At 73.6% G+C, this 20,824-nt stretch carries 19 protein-coding genes; 7 read left to right on the forward strand and 12 right to left on the reverse strand.

What is annotated here, in order from left to right:
- Positions 1–416: 416 nt before the first annotated feature.
- The 3 genes from ACZ56V_RS29815 to ACZ56V_RS29825 all read right to left on the reverse strand — a co-directional run bounded on the left by ACZ56V_RS29815 (position 417) and on the right by ACZ56V_RS29825 (position 3,204).
- Positions 417–1,655 carry a glycosyltransferase family 4 protein gene (locus ACZ56V_RS29815; RefSeq protein ID WP_468946546.1) on the reverse strand — a complete coding sequence of 413 codons (1,239 nt, stop codon included), beginning with the start codon at positions 1,653–1,655 and terminating at the stop codon, positions 417–419.
- An 11-nt stretch (positions 1,656–1,666) separates the two neighbouring features.
- Positions 1,667–2,065 (reverse strand): 6-pyruvoyl trahydropterin synthase family protein, encoded by a 399-nt coding sequence (locus ACZ56V_RS29820; RefSeq protein WP_467382901.1) that lies wholly within the window; start codon positions 2,063–2,065, stop codon positions 1,667–1,669.
- A 116-nt stretch (positions 2,066–2,181) separates the two neighbouring features.
- Positions 2,182–3,204, reverse strand: a complete 1,023-nt coding sequence (locus ACZ56V_RS29825; RefSeq protein ID WP_468946549.1) for a zinc-dependent alcohol dehydrogenase — start codon at positions 3,202–3,204, stop codon at positions 2,182–2,184.
- Positions 3,205–3,313: 109 nt separating this feature from the next.
- Between ACZ56V_RS29825 and ACZ56V_RS29830 the strand changes: the two genes are divergently transcribed.
- A complete protein-coding gene (locus ACZ56V_RS29830) occupies positions 3,314–4,099 on the forward strand; it encodes a CDP-alcohol phosphatidyltransferase family protein (RefSeq protein ID WP_398918195.1) in 786 nt (261 codons plus the stop codon).
- A 45-nt stretch (positions 4,100–4,144) separates the two neighbouring features.
- Here the strand turns inward: ACZ56V_RS29830 and ACZ56V_RS29835 are convergent, their stop codons facing one another.
- From ACZ56V_RS29835 to ACZ56V_RS29855, 5 genes are all read right to left on the reverse strand, one after another.
- Positions 4,145–5,401 carry an MDR family MFS transporter gene (locus ACZ56V_RS29835; RefSeq protein ID WP_468946551.1) on the reverse strand — a complete coding sequence of 419 codons (1,257 nt, stop codon included), beginning with the start codon at positions 5,399–5,401 and terminating at the stop codon, positions 4,145–4,147.
- Between the two features lies 1 nt (position 5,402).
- Positions 5,403–7,220 (reverse strand): ABC transporter permease subunit, encoded by a 1,818-nt coding sequence (locus ACZ56V_RS29840; RefSeq protein WP_467382894.1) that lies wholly within the window; start codon positions 7,218–7,220, stop codon positions 5,403–5,405.
- Positions 7,221–7,223: 3 nt separating this feature from the next.
- Positions 7,224–8,732 carry an ABC transporter substrate-binding protein gene (locus tag ACZ56V_RS29845; RefSeq protein ID WP_468946555.1) on the reverse strand — a complete coding sequence of 503 codons (1,509 nt, stop codon included), beginning with the start codon at positions 8,730–8,732 and terminating at the stop codon, positions 7,224–7,226.
- Positions 8,733–8,829: 97 nt separating this feature from the next.
- Positions 8,830–9,366 (reverse strand): GNAT family N-acetyltransferase, encoded by a 537-nt coding sequence (locus ACZ56V_RS29850; RefSeq protein ID WP_398918187.1) that lies wholly within the window; start codon positions 9,364–9,366, stop codon positions 8,830–8,832.
- Between the two features lie 139 nt (positions 9,367–9,505).
- Positions 9,506–10,414 carry an NAD(P)-dependent oxidoreductase gene (locus tag ACZ56V_RS29855; protein WP_468946558.1) on the reverse strand — a complete coding sequence of 303 codons (909 nt, stop codon included), beginning with the start codon at positions 10,412–10,414 and terminating at the stop codon, positions 9,506–9,508.
- Between the two features lie 83 nt (positions 10,415–10,497).
- Here ACZ56V_RS29855 and ACZ56V_RS29860 point away from each other — a divergent pair, with 83 nt between their 5' ends.
- Positions 10,498–10,869, forward strand: a complete 372-nt coding sequence (locus tag ACZ56V_RS29860; RefSeq protein WP_467382887.1) for a winged helix-turn-helix transcriptional regulator — start codon at positions 10,498–10,500, stop codon at positions 10,867–10,869.
- Positions 10,870–10,887: 18 nt separating this feature from the next.
- On the opposite strand, the gene ACZ56V_RS29865 is transcribed toward ACZ56V_RS29860, so the two are convergent.
- Both ACZ56V_RS29865 and ACZ56V_RS29870 read right to left on the reverse strand, forming a co-directional pair.
- Positions 10,888–12,072, reverse strand: coding sequence for a tetratricopeptide repeat protein (locus ACZ56V_RS29865; RefSeq protein ID WP_398918183.1), 1,185 nt, complete (start codon positions 12,070–12,072; stop codon positions 10,888–10,890).
- Positions 12,073–12,141: 69 nt separating this feature from the next.
- The gene (locus tag ACZ56V_RS29870) at positions 12,142–15,654 is read right to left on the reverse strand and encodes a CHAT domain-containing protein (protein ID WP_468946563.1); all 3,513 of its coding nucleotides are present in this window, start codon (positions 15,652–15,654) and stop codon (positions 12,142–12,144) included.
- Between the two features lie 188 nt (positions 15,655–15,842).
- On the opposite strand from ACZ56V_RS29870, the gene ACZ56V_RS29875 reads away from it, so the two are divergent.
- Positions 15,843–16,274, forward strand: a complete 432-nt coding sequence (locus tag ACZ56V_RS29875) for a hypothetical protein (protein ID WP_467382883.1) — start codon at positions 15,843–15,845, stop codon at positions 16,272–16,274.
- Positions 16,271–17,191: a hypothetical protein gene (locus ACZ56V_RS29880; protein ID WP_467382881.1), complete on the forward strand. Its 921-nt coding sequence runs from the start codon at positions 16,271–16,273 to the stop codon at positions 17,189–17,191. Before ACZ56V_RS29875 ends, ACZ56V_RS29880 begins: the two co-directional genes overlap by 4 nt.
- A 203-nt stretch (positions 17,192–17,394) precedes the next feature.
- Here ACZ56V_RS29880 and ACZ56V_RS29885 read toward each other — a convergent pair whose 3' ends face one another.
- The gene (locus ACZ56V_RS29885) at positions 17,395–17,814 is read right to left on the reverse strand and encodes a winged helix-turn-helix transcriptional regulator (RefSeq protein WP_468946567.1); all 420 of its coding nucleotides are present in this window, start codon (positions 17,812–17,814) and stop codon (positions 17,395–17,397) included.
- A gap of 205 nt (positions 17,815–18,019) precedes the next feature.
- On the opposite strand from ACZ56V_RS29885, the gene ACZ56V_RS29890 reads away from it, so the two are divergent.
- The 3 genes from ACZ56V_RS29890 to ACZ56V_RS29900 all read left to right on the forward strand — a co-directional run bounded on the left by ACZ56V_RS29890 (position 18,020) and on the right by ACZ56V_RS29900 (position 19,924).
- Entirely contained in the window at positions 18,020–18,817 is a 798-nt protein-coding gene (locus tag ACZ56V_RS29890; RefSeq protein ID WP_468946570.1) for an alpha/beta fold hydrolase, read from the forward strand.
- 81 nt (positions 18,818–18,898) lie between these two features.
- Positions 18,899–19,459 carry a pyridoxamine 5'-phosphate oxidase family protein gene (locus ACZ56V_RS29895; protein ID WP_398916083.1) on the forward strand — a complete coding sequence of 187 codons (561 nt, stop codon included), beginning with the start codon at positions 18,899–18,901 and terminating at the stop codon, positions 19,457–19,459.
- Positions 19,460–19,762: 303 nt separating this feature from the next.
- Entirely contained in the window at positions 19,763–19,924 is a 162-nt protein-coding gene (locus tag ACZ56V_RS29900; protein ID WP_398916081.1) for a hypothetical protein, read from the forward strand.
- 126 nt (positions 19,925–20,050) lie between these two features.
- On the opposite strand, the gene ACZ56V_RS29905 is transcribed toward ACZ56V_RS29900, so the two are convergent.
- Positions 20,051–20,779 carry an SDR family NAD(P)-dependent oxidoreductase gene (locus ACZ56V_RS29905; RefSeq protein ID WP_468946573.1) on the reverse strand — a complete coding sequence of 243 codons (729 nt, stop codon included), beginning with the start codon at positions 20,777–20,779 and terminating at the stop codon, positions 20,051–20,053.
- Positions 20,780–20,824: the final 45 nt, after the last annotated feature.

Consider the following 20,824-nt stretch of genomic DNA (forward strand, 5'->3'; position numbering starts at 1 on the left):
GTCGGGAGCGCCCGACCCTCGCGCGCCACAGTGACCGGCACCGCCCTCGGACCACTCCGCGCACCGACCCGCCCGACCCTCACCCGACCCCTCCCCGACGCCGGGAGCAGGCCACTCGACAGGACCCACGGCAACCGGGCCCGCACCGGAGACAACGGCGCCCGCCGAGTCGGGAGCGCCCGACCCTCGCGCGCCACAGTGACCGGCACCGCCCTCGGACCACTCCGCGCACCGACCCGCCCGACCCTCACCCGACCCGCCCCCGGCGTCGGGAGCGAGCCCCTCGACAGGACCCGCGGCGACCCGGTGGGCCGCACTCGCGCCGGGGACGGCGGCGTCCACGGTGTCGGGGGCGTCCTGGGGGCCCGGCTGGGCCGGGATGGCGCCCGGGGCCGGTGCGGGGGGCTTCCTCGCGTTCATGCCGCCCTCCCCGGTTCGCCCGGCAGCCGGCGCAGTACGCCGGCCAGGCTCTGGGCCGTGCTCGCCCAGCCGTTCAGGGCGGCACGGCGACCGCGGGCGGCGGCCTTCAGCCGGCGTCGCACGTCCGCCTCGCCGAACCAGCCGCGCAGCTCCGCGGCGAGCGCGACGGGGTCCTCCGGCGGGACGAGGATGCCGGGCACCCCGCCGTCGGGTGCGCGCCCGACCGCCTCCGGGAGGCCGCCGACGTCCGTGGCCAGCACGGGAATGCCGCGCGCGAGGGCCTCGGTCACCGCCATGCCGTACGTCTCGGCGTAGGAGGTGAGGACCATCAGGTCGGCGGAGGCGTAGGTGGCGTCCAGGTCGGCTCCGGCTCGCGGCCCGGCGAGCACCAGCCGCTCCTCCAGGCCGTGCCGTGCGATCAGCGACCGCAGGCGGTCGACGTACTCCGGGTCCTGTCCGAGCCCGCCGACGCACACACAGCTCCACGGCAGGTCGGCCACGGCCGCCAGCGCCTCCACCAGCCGGTGCTGGCCCTTGCGGGGCGTGACCGCGGCGACGCACACCAGCCGGGAGACGCCGTCGGTGCCGGGCGCGAGGGGCGCGATGTCGGCGCCGGGGGCGGCGACGTGGACCCGGCCCGGGTCGAGGCCGTGGTGGGAGACGAGGCGGCGCACCGCCCAGTCGCTGGTGGCGATGACGGCCGGGACGGCACGCAGCACCGTGCGCTCGCGGGCGTCCAGTTCGGCGGCCACCGCGGGATCGAGGCCGGTCTCGTCGCCGAGCGGGAGGTGGACGAGGACGGCCATGCGCAGCCGCTCGGCCTCCGGCACGACGATCTCCGGCACCCCGCAGGCGACCAGGCCGTCGAGGAGGACGACCGCGCCGTCCGGCAACCGCCGCAGGACGCGGGCGAGTTCCGTGCGGGCCGCGTCGTCCGGCCGGGGCCAGTCGCCGGGCACGGGCAGCCCCCGTACCCGCCAGCCGAAGCCGGGCAGGTCGAGCCGCACCCGCCGGTCGTAGGCGTTGCCGCCGCTCGGCGCGGCCGGGTCGTCGACCCCGCCCGGCATGACGAAGTGCACGGAGCGCAGGGACATGGGGACGATCCCCCCGTTCCTCGGAGCCGGGACCGGGACCGGAACAGCCCCGGACAACTGCGCGGGGACGTAGGCGAGCCGGGCCCGCCCGGCGGGCGCGCCGGTCGTCGCCTCCACGGAGGTACCGGTCGTCGCTTCCACGGACGCGCCGGTCACAGCGCACGCTCGTAACTCGCCCACGCCACGTGCGACTCGTGCAGCGTGACGGTGAGCCCGGCCAGGCTCTTGGCCCCCTCGCCGAGCGCGCCCTTGTGCACACGCTCGGCGAGCCGGTCGGCGATGACCTTGGCCAGGAACTCGGTGGAGGTGTTGAGGCCGGCGAAGTCGGGTTCGTTGTCGAGGTTGCGGTAGTTCAGTGCGCCCACGACGGCACCCAGCTCCTGGGTGGCCAGGCCGATGTCGACGACGATGTTGTCCTCGTCCAGCTGCTCGCGCCGGAAGGTGGCGTCCACCAGGAACGTCGCCCCGTGCAGGCGTTGCGCGGGCCCGAAGACGTCGCCGCGGAAGCTGTGGGCGATCATGATGTGATCGCGGACGGTGATGCTGAACAACGGACGACCCTCCAGGTGTGGCACGTCTGGTCCCCCGCCGGTCGCTGCGCGGGGTGCCGTCTATTACGGCTGGATGCCTTCCCCTGTTCAGTGGGCCGTACGTGTTTCCCGCAAGGTCAGGCGCCGGTGTCGGCGCCCGGGTCGGTCCCGGTGCCGGGCTCCTCCCGGTCGTAACGGATCCGGTGGCACAGTGCGGGGACCTCGCCGGAGGCCAACCGCGGCATCAGGTCCGGCAGTTCGGTGAACGCGGACTCGCCGGTGACGAGCGCGTCCAGCGCCGGGTCGGCGAGCAGTTCGAGGGCGAGGGCGAGCCGGTCGGCGTAGCCGCGGGTGGCGGCGCGGGCCGGGGAGACGGTGCCGACCTGGCTGCCGCGCAGGGTCAGCCGCCGGGAGTGGAAGGCCTCGCCGAGCGGCAGGGCGACGCGCCGGTCGCCGTACCAGCTCAGTTCGACGACGGTGCCTTCGGGGCGCAGCAGCTCCAGTGACCGGGCCAGCCCCGCTTCCGTCGCACTGGCGTGCACGACGAGATCACGGTCGCCGACGGCGTCGCCCGGGGAGGCGAAACCGACGCCGAGCGCCTCGGCGGCCTTCGCCCGGGTCGGGTCGGCGTCGACCAACTCGACGCGGACGCCGGGGAAACGGGCCAGCAGGGCCGCCACCGAGCAGCCGACCATGCCACCGCCGACCACGGTGACCCGGTCGCCGACCAGCGGTGCCGCGTCCCACAGGGCGTTGACGGCGGTCTCGACGGTGCCGGCGAGCACGGCCCGCCCGGCGGGGACCTCCGCGGGGACGGGGGTGACGGCGGCGGCCGGGACGACATACCGCGTCTGGTGCGGATGGAGACAGAACACGGTGCGCCCGACGAGACGCCCGGGCCCCTCTTCCACCACACCGACGCTGAGGTAGCCGTACTTCACCGGCCCGGGGAAGTCGCCCTCCTGGAACGGCGCGCGCATGGCCGTGTACTGGTTCCCGGGCACCCGGCCGTCGAAGACAAGGGTCTCGGTGCCGCGGCTGACCCCGCTGAAGAGCGTGCGCACCAGCACCTCGTCGGCGCCCGGTGCCGGCAGCTCCACCTCGCGGATCGCGCCCCGGCCCGGCGCTTCGAGCCAGAACGCACGTGCCCTGCGTGTCATCTCACGTCCTCCTGAACGATCGGGAAGCCACTCACGTACCGAGGGATGCACGAGCCGCGCACAAGGTAGCGGCGTTGATCGACTCTGTCACACGGCCGGAGGATGTTCGGTGGCCCTGAACAACACGTACGACGCGTGCGAGGCGTATGACGTCTGTGCCGCGAGGTCCGTACAGCAGGAGACGGCGGTGGGGGCCGGCGCGCAGGTCCTGCTGCTGGCGCTGCTCGGTACCGCGATCGGCATGGGCACGGCGGGCTGGCTGACCGGCCTGGTGTTCGCGTTCGCGAGCTGGGCGGTGCTCTCCCGGGCCCTGCACCGCTCCCGGCTGCCGGCGTTCGGCCCGGCCAACCGGGTCACCCTGGGCCGGGCCACCCTGGTCGGCGGGGTCACCGCCCTGGTCGCCGACTCCTTCCGCAGCGCGCCGCCGGTCTCCCTGCTCGTCGGTCTGACGGCCGTGGCCCTGGTCCTGGACGGCGTGGACGGCAAGGTCGCCCGCCGCACCGGCACGTCCACCCCGCTGGGCGCGCGCTTCGACATGGAGGTCGACGCGTTCCTGATCCTGGTGCTCAGCGTGTACGTCGCGATGGACCTGGGCCCGTGGGTGCTGCTGATCGGCGGCATGCGGTACGTGTTCGTGGCGGCGGCCCGGGTGTGGCCGTGGCTGACCGCCGCGCTGCCGCCGAGCACGGCCCGCAAGACGGTGGCCGCGCTGCAGGGCGTCCTGCTGCTCCTCGCGGGCGCGGACCTGCTGCCGCGCGGGGGGAACGCCGGGGTGGCCGCGGTGGCGCTGGGCCTGCTGGTGTGGTCGTTCGGGCGGGATGTGCGGTGGCTGTGGCGCCGGTCGCGGGTTCCCGCGGCGCCGGTCACGGCGCTGCGGGAACTCGTGGTCCAGTGAGGTCCGGCGGGGGCCGGTGGTCCCCCGTGTCGCCACCCGTACGCGTCAGCCGCGGCGGGGCAGCAGCCCCACCGCGCCCAGTGGTACGGCGGCCAGCACCAGCCACGGCACCGCGACCGGCAGCCCGTTGTCCATCAGCAGACCGGTCGCGGAGCTGCCGGCCAGCACGACGAGCCCGGAGACCGAGGACAGCGCCCCGGTGTACAGACCGAGCCGTCCGTCCTCGGCGAGGTCCGGCACCCAGGCGCGGGCGACGGGCGCGACGAGCATCTGCCCGAGGGTGAGCAGGACGACGAACCCGGCGGCGGGCACCAGCCCACCCGTCCCCGTCCACCCCGCGGGCCGCGCGAGGCCGACCACGGCGAACCCGACGGCGATGAGCACCAGCCCCGCCGCCATCGACCGGCGCGGCGCCAGCCGCTCCCCCGCCCACCGGGTCACCGGCAACTGCGCGGTCACCACCAGCAGCGACGACAGCGCGAACAGCCAGGCCAGCGGCGCCTGCGAACCGGCGGCCCGCTCCACCTCGGCGGGCAGGGCCAGGTAGAGCTGGTTGTAGGCGAGCAGGTAGGCGCCGTAGGCGCAACACAGGGCGAGGAAGCGCCGGTTGCGCAGCACCAGTCGCGCCCCGCCCTTCATCCGGACCTGGGCCCGCCCCGGCACGCGCTGCGGCAGCAGCCACGCGTGCCCGACGAGGACCAGCACGAAGACCCCGGCCCCGGCGAGGCAGGCGGTGCGGAAGTCGACGGCGAGCAGCAGCGCTCCCAGCAGCGGCCCGGCGAAGGCACCGGCCTGTCCGGCGACCGTGAACAGCGCGAGCACCCGCGTCCGGTCCCCGCCCCTTTCTTCCTCCCACACGACGGCCTGCCGGGCGACCTCGGACTCGACGGCCGGCGAGAAGAGCGCGGCGGCGAACCCGATCAGCAGCACGGCACCGACCACGGTCCAGATCCGCTCGGCGAACCCGAGCCAGACGAACCCGGCGATCCGCAGCAGGCACCCGGCGAGCACGACGGGCCGGATGCCGTACCGGTCGGCGAGCGCCCCGCCGACCACGAACAGCCCCTGCTGGCTGAAGGTACGCAGCCCGAGCACGAACCCGACCAGCCACCCCGCCACGCCGACGGACTGCCCCAGGTGCTCGGAGAGGAAGGGCAGTACGGCGAAGAAGCCGATGTTGAAGGCAAGTTGGGTGAGGATGAGCAGCCGGAGCAGCGGGGAGAGCGTGCCGAGCGGGGCGGTACGGCGGCCGGATGCCCGCCGGGATCGGGATCGCCCGGCGGAGGCGGGTGCGGAGGTCATGTCACCGGGCTCCGGCCGGTTCCGTCTCGGCAGCCGGGACGGGCCGCCGCTCGGCCCCGTTGCCGTTGTCGGCCCCGCCGGCGGACGGTGCGGGGCGTCGCCGGGCCGGTCGGCGTATTCCGCCCGCGGCGCTGACGGCCAGCGCGCCGAGCAGGGCGAGGACGGCGGCGGGGGCGAGGACGGCCCAGGGGGCGCGCTCGGCGTAGGGCTGGTTCTCGGCGAGGAGCAGGCCCCACTCGGGGGACGGCGGCTGGGCGCCGAGGCCGAGGAAGCCGAGCGAGGCGAGCGCGAGGGCGACACCGGGCAGCCGCAGCAGGGCGTGCCGGAGGACCGGCGGCACCACGGCGGGCAACAGCTCGTACCGCAGCAGATGGACCCGCCCCGCGCCCAGCCCCTTGGTGGCGGTGATGTGCAGCGTGGCGCGCTCCTGGCGCAGCAGGGAGGAGGTGTGCGCGGCGAGCGGTGCCCAGGCGACGGCGCCCACGGCGAGCGCGGGGGTGGCCGCTCCGCTCCCGGCGACAGCGGTGACGAGCAGCGCGACGAGCACCGGCGGTACGGCGTTGACCGTGTCGACGAGCGGCGCGGAGACCCGGGGCACGAGTCCGAGCAGTACGCCCGCGAGCAGGGCGGCGGCACTGATGGCGGCGGCGAGGAGCAGCGTGTCCAGCGCCCCGTGGCCGACGCGGGCGAGCAGGTCGCGCCCGAGGGCGTCGGTGCCGAAGGGATGGTCGAGGGAGGGTGCCCGCAGCCGCTGCCCCGTGTCGAGGGCGAGCGGATCACGGGCCAGCCCGCACCCGACGACGGCGAGCAGGAGGGCACCGTAGAGGAACGGCAGCAGCCCGCCGGCGGGCGGAGTGGGCCGGTGCAGCGAGGACAGGGCGCCGTCACGCAGCGCGGGCCCGGTGAGCAGCCGGGCGGCGACACGGGTGGCACCGGTCGCGAGCGCGGCGAGCAGGACGAGGACGAGGGTGCCGGCCTGGAGGACGGGGAGGTCCTGGGCGAGGGCGGCCTGGAGGGTGGTGCGCCCGAGCCCGGGGATGTCGAAGACCTGCTCGACGGCAACGGCCCCACCGGTCAACCCGACGACGAACAGTCCGAGGTTGGGCAGCAGCGCGGGCACGCACCGCCGTACGGCCTGGCGGGCGATGGACCGCCCGGTCAGCCCGCGGGCCGCGGCGGCCAGCGCCCAGGGCTCGCCGAAGGCACCGGGCAGCAGGTCGTCGAGCAGCCGTCCGAGCACGGCTCCCGCGGGCAGCCCGAGGGCGAGCGCGGGCAGCACGGTCCACTGGGGGCCGTACCATCCCAGCGCGGGCAGCCAGCCCAGCTGCACCCCGACGACGGTGGCGAGCACGGAGGCGACGAGGAACTCGGGCAGCGAGGCGAGTACGGCGGACAGGCTCCCGCCCCCGCGCCGCCCACCGAGCCGCCGCCGGGCCCCGAGCCGCAGGGTGCGCGCGCAGATCGCTCCGGCGGTGAGGACGGCGACGAGCAGCGCGACACACATGAGCAGCAGCGAGGCACCGAGCGCCCGGAGCACGTCGGGCAGTACGTCGGCCCCGGAGATCCACGACCGCCCGGCGTCCCCGCGCACGAGACCGCCCAGCCAGCCGGTGAGCACGTGCGCGGGCCCGCCGTCGATCCCGAGCTGCCGCCGGATGTCGGCGAGCACCTCGGGCGTGGGCTCACGCTCGGCGGACCGCGCCTTGAGGACGGTGTACGCGGGGTCGGTGCGGGTGAGCCAGGGCAACAGCCCGACCCCGCACACGAGCCCGCCGGCGAGCAGGACCCGCCACACCAGGGTGGCCACGCGCTGCCGCACGGTTCAGCGCCGGGTGCCGGTGCCGACGAGGGTGCGCTCGTACGGGTCGAGGATCACGCCCTGCACGGAGTCGGCGACGCCGGTGATGATGCGCTGGTGCACGAGCGGCACGACGGCGTCGCTGCCGAGGATGCGGGCCTCGGCGGCCATGGCGGCGTCCTGTCGCGCGGCGGTGTCGGCGGTCTTCTCGGCGTCGGCGACGGCACGGTCGACGCCCTTGTCGCAGAGCTGGGCGATGTTGAAGCCGCCGTCGCAGGTGTAGTCGCTGGCGAGGACGGCGACGGGGTCACCGGTGTCGAGGAGCGTGTTCCGGGCGAGCACGAAGGCGTCGAACTTCCCGTCCAGGGCGTCGCCTTCGAGCCGCGAGTACTCCCGCACGGTGAGCTTGACCGTGAACCCGGCCTTCTCCAGCTGCTGCTTGACCACCTGGGCGACCTCGGGCAGTTCGGGCCGGTTGTCGTAGGTGGCGAGGGTGATGGTGTCGCCGTCGGCCTTCTTGGCCGCCGCCCGCCCGACCGGCTTGCTCCGCTTCCCCTCCGCCCAGGTGACGGCCGGCCCGTAGACACCGGCACCGGGATCGCCGTACCCCTCGTACACGTCCTTGGCGAACACGGAGGCGTCGAGGCCCTTTCGGGCGGCGGCCCGCAGCCCGGCGTCCTTGAAGGGCCCGGAGGAGGCGTTGAGGAGCAGGCTGGTGGTCCGGGTGGTGGCGGTGTCGCGCCGCGTCTCCTTGTCGAGCGACGCCGCCTGGGCGACCGGAACGGCCTCGGCGATGTCGAGTTCCCCGGTCCGCAGGGCGTTGGCACGGGCGGTGCCGTCGGCGATGAAGCGCGCGTCGACGCCGGAGGCCTGCGCGCGACCGCCCCAGTAGTCGTCGAACCGGTCGAGGGAGGCGGAGGTGGCGCCGTTGACCTCGGTCAGCTCGAAGGGCCCGGTGGCGTGGCCGACGGGGTCGACGCGGTCGCTCTTGCCGTATGCGTCCTTGGACAGGATCGCGAGGCTGGGGCTGGAGAGCCGCAGCGGCAGTACCGGGTCGGGCTCGGCGGTGGTGATCCTCACGACCCGGTCGCCGCTCGCCTCGGCGCTGAGGGTGACACCGGCGAGGGCGGCGGGGGCCGGCGCGGCGTCGGTGGCGTGCGTGAGGGAGTCGGCGACGGAGGCGGGGGTCACTTCGCTGCCGTCCTGGAAGGTCGCGTCGCGGAGGCTGAACTCCCAGGTCTTCTCCCCGTCCCTGCGCCAGGACTCGGCGAGCGCGGGGGCGGCGGAGCCGTTGGCGTCGAGCGCGGTGAGGCCCTCGGTGACACCGAGACGGCTCAGCAGGGTGGCGTCGGCGCCGTACGGGGACAGGTTCTCGGCGGGCGGAAAGGCGAGGGCGACGCGCAGACGGGCGCCGTCACCGTCCTTGCCGCCACCGGATCCGGAATCGTCACCGCCTCCGGAGGCGAAGCAGCTCGATACGAGCGGGATCAGCAGGAGCGGGGCGAGCAGCCGGGGGCGGCGGTGGGAGCGCATGGTCCTCGGATCGATCAGGTTCGGGACGGGCGGGCGGACGAGGCAGGTAGGCGCGAAAGCGAACCGAGACTACATGAAAACGATTTCCATGCCTACCTCACCCCAGGGGAACATCGAAGTGCACGATCCCCTGCCCACCGCCCGCGTCCTCCCGCTCGTCGTGCACGACCTTGGCCAACGACCGCCAGAAGGGCTCCGCCCCGGTGACGGCGGGGTCGGTGTGCAGATAGACGGCCCGGTATCCCCCGTCGGCGAGGGCGAACGCCAGCAACTCGTCGACGAGCTTCCGCGCCAGCCCCCGCCTGCGGTGCTCGGGCCGTACGTACACGCGACGCAGCTGCGCGGTCACACCGGAGGGGTAGCGCTCGGCGACGTGCGCGGGATTCGGCGGGTGCGCGGGCCCCCGGGAGTCGAGCGCACCGGTACCCACGACCTCACCGTCCGCGTCGACGGCGACGAGGAGCGTATGCCGGGCGGGGGTCAGATAGGCCCCGGCCAGATCGATGACATCGGCATGCCAGCGCGGGACATACCCGGTACCGAAGTCCCGGTAGACGGTGTCGAGCATGACGGCCCGGGCGGAGTCCAGGTCGGCGGGGGTTGCTGTCCGGATGGTGTAGTCACTGGTGCGCACTTGCACATCGTACGCATTAACTGAAACCGGGCATCACCGGCCCCGTCGACCGCTTCGCCTTCGGCCGCACCAGTCACTCTCGCCCCTGGTGATCGCATCCAGCAGGGCGTGCCGCAGTGGCTCCCCGCCCCGCGTCCGGTCAGCGTGGCTTTCGGATGCTGTCGATGATGCGGGTCCAGTTGTCGCCGCCGTGGCCGTTCTCGATTGCTCGTCGGTAGTGGCTCTGGACGGCCGTCGGGAGGGCGAGGTCGAGGCCGAGTGATGTGCTGGTGTCGACGATGTGGTCGGACGTCGCGCCCATCATGGTGACCGTGCTGAGGTGGCCGGGGTGTTCGCCGGCGTCGAGCGCGGCGCCAGGGCGTTCCTCGCCCGCCCTCAGCATGTCGCCGATGGAGTCGGCGGTGGAGAGCAACTCCGGCAGCGCCTCCGCGGCCTCCATGCCCGCGGTGCCCAGCATCGCGGTGGCGTGCATCAGGCTGGACAAAGTGGTGAGGAACACCGCCAGTTGGGCCTGGTACATCAGCTGGGCGAGGCCCGGGTCCCCGCCCAGGTACTTTGGTGTGCCCAGCGGTTGCAGGGTGGCCCGGTGCCTGTCCAGCAGGTCCTCGGGGCCGCTGTAGTAGATGTGGGCCGCGTCGGTGCCGACCATGGGCGCGGGGACCATGATGCCGCCGGTGAGGAAGGCGGCGCCGTGGCCTGTGGCCCACGCTGCTGCCTCGCGGGTGCGATCGGGGGTGTCGGAGCTGAGGTTGACCAGGGTGCGTCCGGCGAGCGCTTCGGTGGCGTCGTCGAGGATGTCGTACATCGCCCGGTAGTCGGTCAGGCTGAGCAGCACCAGTTCGCTCGCTTCGACGGCCTCGCGGGGTGTCTTCGCGTGCGTCGCTCCCGCGTTGACGACGCCGTCGGCGCGGCTCGCGGTGCGGTTCCAGACGGTGACCGGGTGGCCCGCGGTGAGGAGGGTGTGTGCGATGGCCTGGCCCATGGGGCCCAGCCCGATCACGGAGACAGGGGTGTTGCGGCTGGTGGTGCGGTCCTTGTGTGCGTTCACTCCTTCATCCTCGGAGGGCGCCGGTAGTCTCGGAAGTACCCACTAATTACTGCGGTACTTACCATTTCGTAAGGGGCTGAGCGATGGCCAAGGCGCCGAGGTCCGGGCCGTACATCTGCGGCATCGACGCTGCGCTCGACGTCGTGAGCGGCAAGTGGAAGGGACTGATCCTCTGGGAGCTCGACGCCCATGGCGTACGCCGTTTCGCCGAGCTGCGTCGCGGGCTGCCGGGCGTCAGCGAGAAGATGCTCACCCAGCATCTGCGGGAAATGGAGGCGGACGGGCTCGTGCACCGGGAGGTGTACGCCGAGGTGCCGCCGCGAGTGGAGTACTCCCTGACCGAGCACGGCCGCACACTCAATCACGCGCTCGGACCGCTCGGCGCGTGGGGCACCGAGCGGATACGTCGCGAAGGCTGCGAGGCGGTCCAGGCAGCCGGGACTTCACCAGGGTGAACGTGCGGCACGTTTACCTCAAGAGCGCAGCCAGTCCAGTCTCTCCTCTGCGGCCCGCAGGCGGGGGTGTCCGGGGCCGTGCAGACGGCGGTAGTCGCGTACGCAGCGGTCGAGCAGTTCGGCGGCCTCCGCGTGGTGGCCGACGTCGATCAGGACGTTGGCGAGGTTGTCCCGGGTGGCGACCGTGATCGGATGGTCGTCCCCTTGGAGCGCGGCGCGTCCGCTCAGGATCGCGCGCAGGATGGGCACGGCTTCCTCGTAGCGCTCCTGGGCGTGCAGGACGGCCGCGAGATTGTTGCGTGCGGTGAAGGTGGTCTCGTGGTCCGGCCCCAGCGTGGCCTCGGTGGACCGTACGACGGCGCGGATCTGCTCCTCCGCCTCGGCATGGCGGTCCAGTCGGACCAGGACGGCGCCCAGGTTGCTGCGGGCCGCGATCGTCTTCTCGTGGTCCGGCCCGTAGCGGTCCACCAGTCGGGGCACGAGGGCGCGCAGGGCGCGCTCGGCCTCCTCGTGACGTCCGCACTTGAGCAGGGAGGCGGCGTGCGCGTTGGTGGCGGACAGGACGTCGGGGTGGTCACGGCCGAGCTGCCGGATGCGGCGTTCCAGGACGTCCCTCGCCAGCGGCTCCGCTTCGGGGGCCCGGCCGAGGTCCTCCAGGACCGCCGCGAGCCGGGTGGCGCTGCGCAGCGCGTCGGGGTGGTCGCGGCCGAGCGTCTCCGCCTGGGCACGGAAGGTGTCACGCCACGCTGTCTCGGCGAGGCTCAGTTGACCGGTGGTGTGCAGCGCGTCGGCCAACTCGGCGGAGGCACGCAGGGTTTCCTCGTGGCGGTCGCCGAGCGTGGTCCAGTGGGTGCGGGCCACATGCTGGTACAGCTCGACGGCTTCTTCGCCCCGTCCGGGGAGCGACACCAGGACCTGGGCGAGTTCGCGTATGGCGGTGAGGGCGTCCGGGTGCTCGGCGCCCAGGGTGTCGATGGCGGACCGGGCCCGCATGGTGTGGATCTCCTCCGCGGAGAGCTCCACGCGGGCGATCTCCTGCTCCGGCCGGCCCTCGGTGACCTCCGTGATGGTGATGTGTCCCCCGGTCAGTCGTCGCGGGTTCCCGGGGCCGCCCGCGGGTGCCTGCGCGTTCGGGTCCGGCGGCGGCTGCGCGCCGACGCCCTCGCCGTCTTCCGCGGCTCGTCGCCGCCACCATCGGGTCATCGTGACCGCCTCCTCGTTGCTGCCGGTCTCCTCGTTGCTGCCGGTCTCCTCCTTGTGCTGCCGGTGCCGTCAGGCGCCCGCGTGCACGTGTGCCGCCCACAGGCTGGGACTCGCCGCGAAGGCGGCGCGGCATCGGAGGACCGCCTGGTGCAGGGCGTGAGCCGTCCTGGTGTCGTCCAACTCCGGTCTGCCACCGGCTCCTTCGGTGCACAGCTCCCGGTAGAGGAAGCGGGTGACGCGGACGGCCACCGCGTCGTGCACCGGCCAGAGCGTCCCGACGGCGTTGGCGTACCCCGCGAGCTGGAAGGCGGAGGTGATGTGGATGGACTCGTCGGCCAGTTCCCCGCCGCCCCGCGCCGTCTCGCACGCGGACATCACCGCGAGCCGCGCCGCCGGCAGTTCCAGGTGGGAGATCGCACGGACCGTCAGCGGGCGGGTGGCGTGGTCGTGCACCAGGAGCCGGCCGTTCGAGGGGTCGGCGGGCTCGCTGACGCCGTGGCAGGCGAAGTGCACGCACGGGTGACGGGGCAGGGCGTCCATCACCTGTTCGAAGGTGGCTTGCTCCTCGGACAGTACCTCGGTGGGCAGGAGTCCGCGCAGGACCTCCACCTCGCGCCGTGCGCCGCGGAGTGGCCGGGCACCGGGCGTGTCGGGGAGCGCCACGGCGAGCACCGGGCCGTGCGGGCGGGGGGCGGCGGCCCGGGCCCGGGCGTACCCGAGAGCGGCCACGGTCGGCGTGTAGGAGGAGACCACCCGGTCCAGTACCGTCCGTGGTCCCGGCGCGTCTGGCGCCGGGTCTGGCGCCGGGCCGGACGCCGGGTCGTCGGGTTCGGGTCCGCCGTTCGGTACGGCGCCGGGGGTGCCGTAGTGGTGTCCCGCCGCGTGCAGGGGCAGCGAGGCCAGTGCGCCTCCCGGTGACCACCACAACCGCTGCCACTCGCCGTCGGGCGTGGGTCCGTGCACCCCGAGTCGGCCGAGCACGGGTCCGGTGACGTGGTCCCACGTCCAGGCCAGTACCTCGCCGACGGTCTGCTGGGCCGCCCGGTCGCGGGCGGGGTCGGCCGCGTCGGCGAGCGCCCGCTCGAGGCGGTCCGCCTGTTCGCCGACAGCCTCCGGGGTGGCGTGCGGCAGTGGGACGAGGAGGACTTCGCCGTCCCGCAGCACCAGGGCGTCGCTGCGGAAATCGCTGCAGTAGGCGAGCACCACCGGGCCCTGCTCCGCGCAGTCCAGGACCACCTCCATGCTCGGTGGGCCGAGGAAGTCGGAGAAGCCGGGCCGGGTGCGGATCTCGGCGACCAGGTGCTCCAGCTCGACGGCGAGGGCGTGCCGCAGATCGCTGGTGTCGGACGGCCGCCCGCCCTGAGCGGCGTCCGCTGCGTCCGCGGCCTCGAGGGCATCGAGCCGTTTCCGCAGGCGGGAGAAGTGGTCGGCGAGGGCCGGGTGGGCGCCGCGCAGCCGTCCGAGACCGTCGCGGGTGGCCATGGTCCGGCCCAGCAGGACGCCCCGGCCCTGTTCCAGCAGCAGCACCGCGTGTTCCGGCCGGCCGGCGTTGACGGCGCAGGCGGCGGCTTCGGCGGCCAGGCCCCGCACCCGGGACAGACCGCGTTCCTGGTCGCTGCGGACCAGTCGGCCGGACGCGGCGAACGGCAGGAGTTCCAGGGCGAGTTCGTAGCCCGGCAGAGCCTCGTCCCAACGGTTGTCGCCCCCGGCGGCGGCGCCCCATTCCCAGGCCGCGAGGACCCGTTCGTGGGCGGGCAGGGACCTGGTTCCGGCAGCCTGCCGGTAGGCGTCCTCGGCGGCACGGAGTACTCCCGGGTCACCGTCGCGGTGATACAGGGCGCGCAGCGCGTCGCCGTACGACTTGAGGTAGGTGCCGCGGGTCGAGGTGCCCTCGGCGACGGCCCATACGGCGCGGCCCAGTTCGCTGACGGCTTGCTGCAACTCGCTGTGTTCGCCGGTGGCGTGGTGCTTGGTGAGCCGGGCGGAGCCGAGGTTGGAGAGAATCAGAGCGAGCGACGGGTCGCCGTAGGGCACCTGCCGGGCAGCGTCCTCCAGGAGGCCGACGGCCTCGTCGAGGTCTGCGACGTCGGCGGTGGACGCGAACCGGGCCCGCAGGGCGTTGGCGAGGTGGTTCAGCCGGTCGGCGCGGGGCTGACCGGCCGGAGGGGCCAGTGCCAGTGCCCGGCGGGCGACGTCGATCGCCTCGTCGGCGGCCGTGGTGTCGCCGGTCGCGCCGTGCCAGTCCTGCAGGACCACGCCCAGATTGCCGAGTCGTCCGGCCTGGAGAACCTGGGGGTTCCGTGATGCGTGGAGCGCTTCCCTGGCCAGTCGGGCGGCTTCCCTCAGTGAGGTCAGATCGTCGGTCTGGAGAGCGCGCTCGCGCAGGGTGACGGCGAGGTTGGCCAGGGTCCCGGCGTACGCGTCCGTGCCGGGCTCCTCCTCGGCGAGGGCGCTGCGCAGGGTGGTGACGGCCTCGTCCAGCAGCGCCGGGTCACCGGTCCTCTGAGCCAGCCTGAGCAGGGTGTTTCCGAGGCTGTTCAGCCTCCTGGCGCGCTGCGGGGTGCCGGGACGCAGGAGGGGCAGGGCCTCGCGCAGCACGGCCGCGGACTCCTCGAGCAACGCCTGCTCGTCGGTGTCCTCGGCGGCCATGCGCAGGGCGACGCCGAGGCCGGCGAGCAGTTCGGCGCGCTCCGGGTGGCCCGGCGGGCATTCGGCCAGGGCCATGCGGTGGATCCGCAGCATCTCCTGCCGGTGGGCCTCCTCGGGGGCGTGCTCGTGCCGCTCACGCAGGGCCTGGGTGAGGTTGCGCAGGACGAGCGGGCGGCCCTGCCCACCCCGGGGGAAGGCTTCCAGTGCGGTGTTCCACAGGTCGAGTGCCTCTCCCAGCGCGCTGAAGTCTCCCTCGGACAGATACGCGTCGTGCCGCATCGCAGCCAGGTTGCTCAGGTAGCCGGGTCGGTCGTCCGATCCGGCCGACAGTGCGTGGAGCGCGCGCCGTTGGGCGTCCGTCGCGCGCAGGAGGTCCGTGGGCGCGGGTGCGGCGGAGTCCGGGGGCCGAGGTTGCGGGGCGTGGGGTTCCTCGCGGGCCGTGGCGCGGTCGACGGCGATCTTGTGCCGCATGTGCAGCACCTCCGCGAGGGCGCCGAGCGACTGCGCCGCGGTATCGGTCTCCTGGGGGAGGCGGGCGGCCCGGTCGAACGTGTCCACCGCTCGGTCGAGGTCGTCGGGCCGCCCGTACAGCGCGAATCTCTGTTGATACGCGAGACCCAGGAGCCGTACGTCCTGCGGGCGAGCCGGTTCGCACGCCGCGCGTTCACGGCCCAGGGCGACCAGCGCCTCCAGGTCGTCGGGCCACCCCAGCAGTTGGTAACGAGTCTGGAGGGCGACCATCAGGTTGGCGGCGGTTCGGGCGGCACTCCGTCCGGGGTCCGAGGCCGCCGCGGTGAGTACCTGCTGGTAGAGCGCGATCGCCTGGTCGAGGGTCTGCCGGTCGCCCGTCCTGAGGTGGTGGGAGAGCAGGTGATCGGCGCGCGACTCCTCGTCCTGTCCGTCCGCCGCTCGAGCGCGGCCCGCGTTGAACACGCCCACCCCCCGGTGTCACACCGCCGGGCCGAGGTCCCTCGGCACCGCGCGGCCCGTACTCACGATAGCGAACGTGCCGTGAATGCGACCGTGTACGGAGAACCGCGTCGTACGGCCGACCGCACGGGCGGATGCCGGCAGCCGACGTACAATCGCGGCCGACCGACATCGGCGTCCGAGGGGGAACGGTGGAGATCGAGGCTGACGGGGGAAGCGGGCCGCGAGGCGGTCACGCCCGGTTGGAGGAACTCTGCCGGCGGCTGACGGACGCGCCGGGATCGCTGGTGCTCGGTGAGCGGGGGCTGCGGCTCATCGAATCCATCACCTCCGAACTGCGGGCCGGCCGGGTTCCCGAAGAACTCGACGACGCTTTCGACGAGTTGGAGGAAGAGTTGCTCGCGGCCGGACACAGCGCCGGCTTGGGCTCCTACCGCACCACACCGACGCCGCTCACGCCCGGCTTCCAGCGACTCCCGGTCGCCGGGCAGGCCCGTCCGCCGCTGCACGTGCTCGCTTGCCCGCGGGGTCACTGCGGGCGTGTGGAGGCGCCGGACGACGACGGCCCGCACCCCGGCTGCCGGATCTTCGACCAGCCGCTGCGCGCGGTGCCCCTCCGGTGACCAGCGGCTTCCTCAGCGCGCTGGGCGGCCGGATCGCCGAACGGTGGCTGGCCGCGCTGGCCCTGCCCGGGCTGCTCTTCCTCTCCGCCGTCACCACGGCCATGGTGCTCGGCCACGAGCACTGGTCCGACCTGGAGCGGCTGCGGACCTGGCTCGACACGCTTGCCGGCTCCCCCGCGTCCCGCAGCGCCGGGACCGTCGTCCTGGTGGCGGCGGGCGTGCTGGCCGGTGCCGCGGTGGCCGGGGCGGCCGCCCAGTCCCTGGGCACGGGCGTGGAGCTTCTCTGGTGCGCGGAGCCGCACGGGCCTGTACTGCGGTACCTCGCCGACCGCCGGTCGCGCCGCTGGCGTGCGGCCGACGCGACCTTCCGCGCGGCGCTGGTGGCGGCGGGCCGGGCACGCATCGAAGGAGCGGACGACGCCGACCGGCTCGCCGACATCGCCGAACGTCGTTACGCCGACCGCGACCGCATCGGCGCGGTTCCGCCCCGCCACCCGTTCGGGATGGGCGACCGCTTGGCCGCACCCGGGCAACGGCTGTGGCGCGCCCACCGGTTGGACCTTGCGGCCGCCTGGCCTCACCTGTGGCTCCTGGCCTCCGACGGCACGCGTGCCGAACTGCAGGCTGCGCGACTCAGGTTGACCGCGTCGGCGCGCCTGTGCGCCTGGGGAGCGGGGTATCTGGTGCTGGCCCTGTGGTGGTGGCCCGCGGCACTGGCCGGGGTCGTCGCCGTCGCCTCGGGCGTACGGCGCGGCCGAGCGGCCGCAGAGGCCTTCGCCGAACTCACCGAGGCCTTGGCCGACCTCCATGTACGTGACGTGGCGACCGCGCTGGGCATCGAGCACGAGGGGGTCGACGACCGGGTGCTCGGCGAACGACTCACGCAGCTGCTGCGCAAGGAGAAGCGAGCAGCGTAGGGCGGTCCTGGCGACTGGCGCCATGGGCTCGCCGCACGCGGTCTCCCTCCCGGCCGGATCACGAGGGGCGCAGGTTGGTGTCAGTGGCCGCTCCCGAGGCCTAGGGCCTGTCGTTTAGATCATGCCGGTGTCGCGGGGCGTGGCACGCGCGGCTGGGCTGAAAGCGCAGTAACTCTCAGCCGACCTGATCCAAACGACAGGCCCTAGCCCGAGGAGGCGTCCTCCGCGCTTCGCTGATGGGCGCGGTCCACCTCGGCCATGTGCTTCTCGGCCCACTCGCGGAGTGCGGCCAGCGGTTCCTCCAGGGTCAGGCCGAGCGGGGTGAGCCGGTAGTACACGCGCGGCGGGACCGTCGCCTCCACCCGGCGGGCGACCAGGCCGTCGCGGGCCAGGCCCTGGAGCGTGACCGACAGCATCTTCTGCGAGATGCCGGGCATCCTGCGCTGCAGTTCCGCGAACCTCACCTCCTCCGGAAATGCCTCCGCCAGGACCTTGACGGCCATGGACGTCCACTTGGTCCCGATCCGGTCGAGCAGGCGGCGCGTGGGGCACTGCGGGTCGAACAGGTCTCCCCGGGCGCTGTCCGGGGATCGCGACGCCCTTGAGGTCGAGGAGGGGGTCACCTGTGGCTCACCACCTGTGGCAGAAGTGCGGTCTTGGCTCCCCCAGCCTAATTACCTACCGTTTTGTTGTCACCATTGGTAACCACCTCCGCTTCGTTTCAAGGGGATCCCTGTGCCTGTGCCCGCCACCTCCCGTCGCTCCCCCGGTCTCCGCCCCGCAGACGTCGAGCTTCGGCGCGTACCGGTCAACGGCATCGAATTCAACGTGGCTCTCCACGGCGAGGGCCCGGCCGTGCTACTGCTGCACGGCTTCCCGCACACCTGGCAGCTGTGGACCCACGTCATGGGCCCCCTCGCCGAACGCCACCGAGTGATCGCACCGGACATGCGAGGAGCGGGGGCCAGCACGCGTGCGGCGGACGGCTACGACGCCGGAACGCTCGCGTCGGACGCCGAGGCCCTGCTGGACGCCCTCGGAGTGCGCTCGGCCGCCGTCGTGGGCATCGACGCCGGAACCCCACCCGCGTTCCTTCTCGCCATGCGCCGGCCGGACCTCGTCAGGCGGCTCGTGGTCATGGAATCACTGCTGGGCGGCCTGCCGGGGGCCGAGGAGTTCCTCGCCCACGGGGCGCCCTGGTGGTTCGGTTTCCACGCGGTGCCCGGTCTCGCGGAGACGGTGCTGACCGGGCACGAGGACCGGTACGTCGACTGGTTCCTCGGCACCGGCTCCCTCGGGGAGGGCACCGACCCCACTGTCCGGGACGCTTTCGTCCGGGCCTACACCGGAAGCGACGCTCTACGCTGCGCCTTCTCCTACTACCGCGCACTGCCCACGAGCAGCAAGCAGATCGAGGAGGCCGTCGCTAACGGCCGGCTGACCGTCCCCACCATGGCCGTCGGCGCGCATCCGGTGGGCCGGGCTCTCGAACGGCAGCTGCGTCCGGTCACCGATCACCTCGTCGGCCACGTGATCGAGGACTGCGGGCACATCATCCCGCTGCACCGTCCCGATGAGCTGCTCCGCCTCCTCGAACCGTTCCTCGCCGCGCACCGGTCCGGCTGACGGAGGTACTCCCCTCGGGCGTACCGATGATTTCCGGGCCGGCTGGTGGTCGTTACTGTCAAGACGACAAGGAGATCCGCCATGTCCACGCAACGACCTGCCGCACAGCGGCCCACGACCGAACTCGACGCCCGCTACAGCTCCGCGCTGAACCCTCGTCCCGGCGCCGCAGGCGTCACCGCCACCGAGTGGGCCGAGGCCCAGCGGCGTCTGGAGGCCGCCGAGATCTTCTGGGTGGCCACGGTGCGGCCCGGCGGCGGGCCGCACCTCACGCCGGTGATCGCGGCGTGGCACGACGGTGTGCTGTATTTCTCCACCGGACCGGGCGAACAGAAGGCCCGGAACCTGGCGCGGGACGCGCACTGCGCGCTGATCACGGGCGGGAACTCGCTGACCGAGGGCTTCGACCTCGTCGTCGAGGGCGAGGCGGAACGGGTCGGCGATCCGGCGGTGCTGGAGGCGGTGATCGCGGCGTTCGAGGCGAAGTACGGGGCACACATCACGTCGGCCGAAGGCACCTTCCACGGCATCGGGGACGCGATGCGGCGCGGAGACGATGTGCTGTTCGCGGTGGCCCCCGTCACCGCGTACGGGTTCGGCCGGGACGACGGGGTCTACAGCCATACGCGGTGGGGGTTCTGAATCGCCGGGTCGGATCGGCGTACTGGACGGTGCGGGGCGTGAGCGACGTTCAGTTCGCTGTGGCGCCCGCCAAACTGCGGATGCAGCCACAACGGAGCGGCTCCTGCATCGTGCACGGCACCGTGCCCACGCGGAAACCCCTCGGCAAGACGGAGTTCCTTGGCAGATCACCATGGGCTCAGCGGCGATCCCGGCAGAGGTGCGAGAGGCCTACGCCCCGAACGAGGGAGCGACCACCGTCTCTGTCTCCTGGAACTGCGACGCCGGCTGAGGTCACAGCCGGGTCAGCCGGTGGTGTGCTGAGTGGCCCGGGTGCCGGTTCCGTGGCGGCGGACGTGGTGCGCCGCGCCCAACCGCCTCATGGTCCACCTGGCCATCAACGAAGCGGACGCCGACCACGACGTCGTGCACTGGCTGGCTCCCGTCACCGACGAGGAGTACGGCGCCGCTCCCGCCACCGACTGATCCCCCACCGCTTGGCCGGAGAACACCCACCCTGCGCGTGGGACGTCGGCCCGGCCCCGGAGGCGGGCCCCCGAGGCATACGCCCGGTAGACCGCGCAGACCGCCGTCCGTGCGCGTCAGCCCGGTTCAGCCGAGTTCGGTGCCGGTTTCCTCGGCGAGCACCTCCAGGAGGTGGTCCTGGAACGCCTCGTCGTGCACCGCCGCATGGGGCTGTCGCCGCTGTCGGTGGTACCAGTAGCCACCCGTGGTCATCGCCTCCGGGTCGTCGCCGACGGCGAGCCATTCCTGGGTCTGATGACCGAGCTCCAGGTCGTCCGGCGCGTTCGGGCCGCCCATCTTCGTCGGCACCCATCCCGGGTCCACGGCATGGCTGGGTGTGCCGGGCAGCAGCCGTGCGACCGCGGCCGCGAGGGTGGTCACGAAGAGCTTGCTGTCCTCGTACGAGCCCGGGCTCAGCCCCTGCCAGTCGACTCCGTCGAGGACGGGCCGGCCGCTGTAGTGCGAGCCGCTGCTCAGGTACACCAACCGGCCCGGTGCCGGCATCAGGGCCGTGAGCAGGTACGGGGCGACGACGTTGACGGGCATGACGGCCGGTCCGCTCCACACCCCGGCGTTGTGGATGACCGCGCCGAGCGGTGCGGCCGCGTCGAGTTCGACGGCCATGCGGCGTACGGCGTCGCGGTCGGTGAAGTCGGCCACCACCAGCTGGGCCCCGCGGGCCACCAAATCGCCCAGTTGCTCGGCCCGTTGAGGGCTGCGGGCGTGCACCACCACCTGGTGGCCGCGGGACAGCAGGGCTTCTGCCGCCGCACGTCCGAGACCGTCGGCGGAACCCGTCACCAGGATCCGGCTCATGACCGCACCATCCTCCACATCGACGTCAGGACTACCCGACCACTC

The sequence above is a fragment of the Streptomyces sp. NPDC034099 genome (assembly GCF_055575415.1).

Coding starts and splice junctions, on each gene's coding strand:
- ACZ56V_RS29845 (WP_468946555.1), bottom strand. CDS start 8,732: ATGCGCTCCCACCGCCGCCCCCGGCTGCTCGCCCCGCTCCTGCTGATC.
- ACZ56V_RS29825 (WP_468946549.1), bottom strand. CDS start 3,204: ATGACACGCAGGGCACGTGCGTTCTGGCTCGAAGCGCCGGGCCGGGGC.
- ACZ56V_RS29860 (WP_467382887.1), top strand. CDS start 10,498: ATGGCCAAGGCGCCGAGGTCCGGGCCGTACATCTGCGGCATCGACGCT.
- ACZ56V_RS29865 (WP_398918183.1), bottom strand. CDS start 12,072: ATGACCCGATGGTGGCGGCGACGAGCCGCGGAAGACGGCGAGGGCGTC.
- ACZ56V_RS29835 (WP_468946551.1), bottom strand. CDS start 5,401: ATGACCTCCGCACCCGCCTCCGCCGGGCGATCCCGATCCCGGCGGGCA.
- ACZ56V_RS29905 (WP_468946573.1), bottom strand. CDS start 20,779: ATGAGCCGGATCCTGGTGACGGGTTCCGCCGACGGTCTCGGACGTGCG.
- ACZ56V_RS29895 (WP_398916083.1), top strand. CDS start 18,899: ATGTCCACGCAACGACCTGCCGCACAGCGGCCCACGACCGAACTCGAC.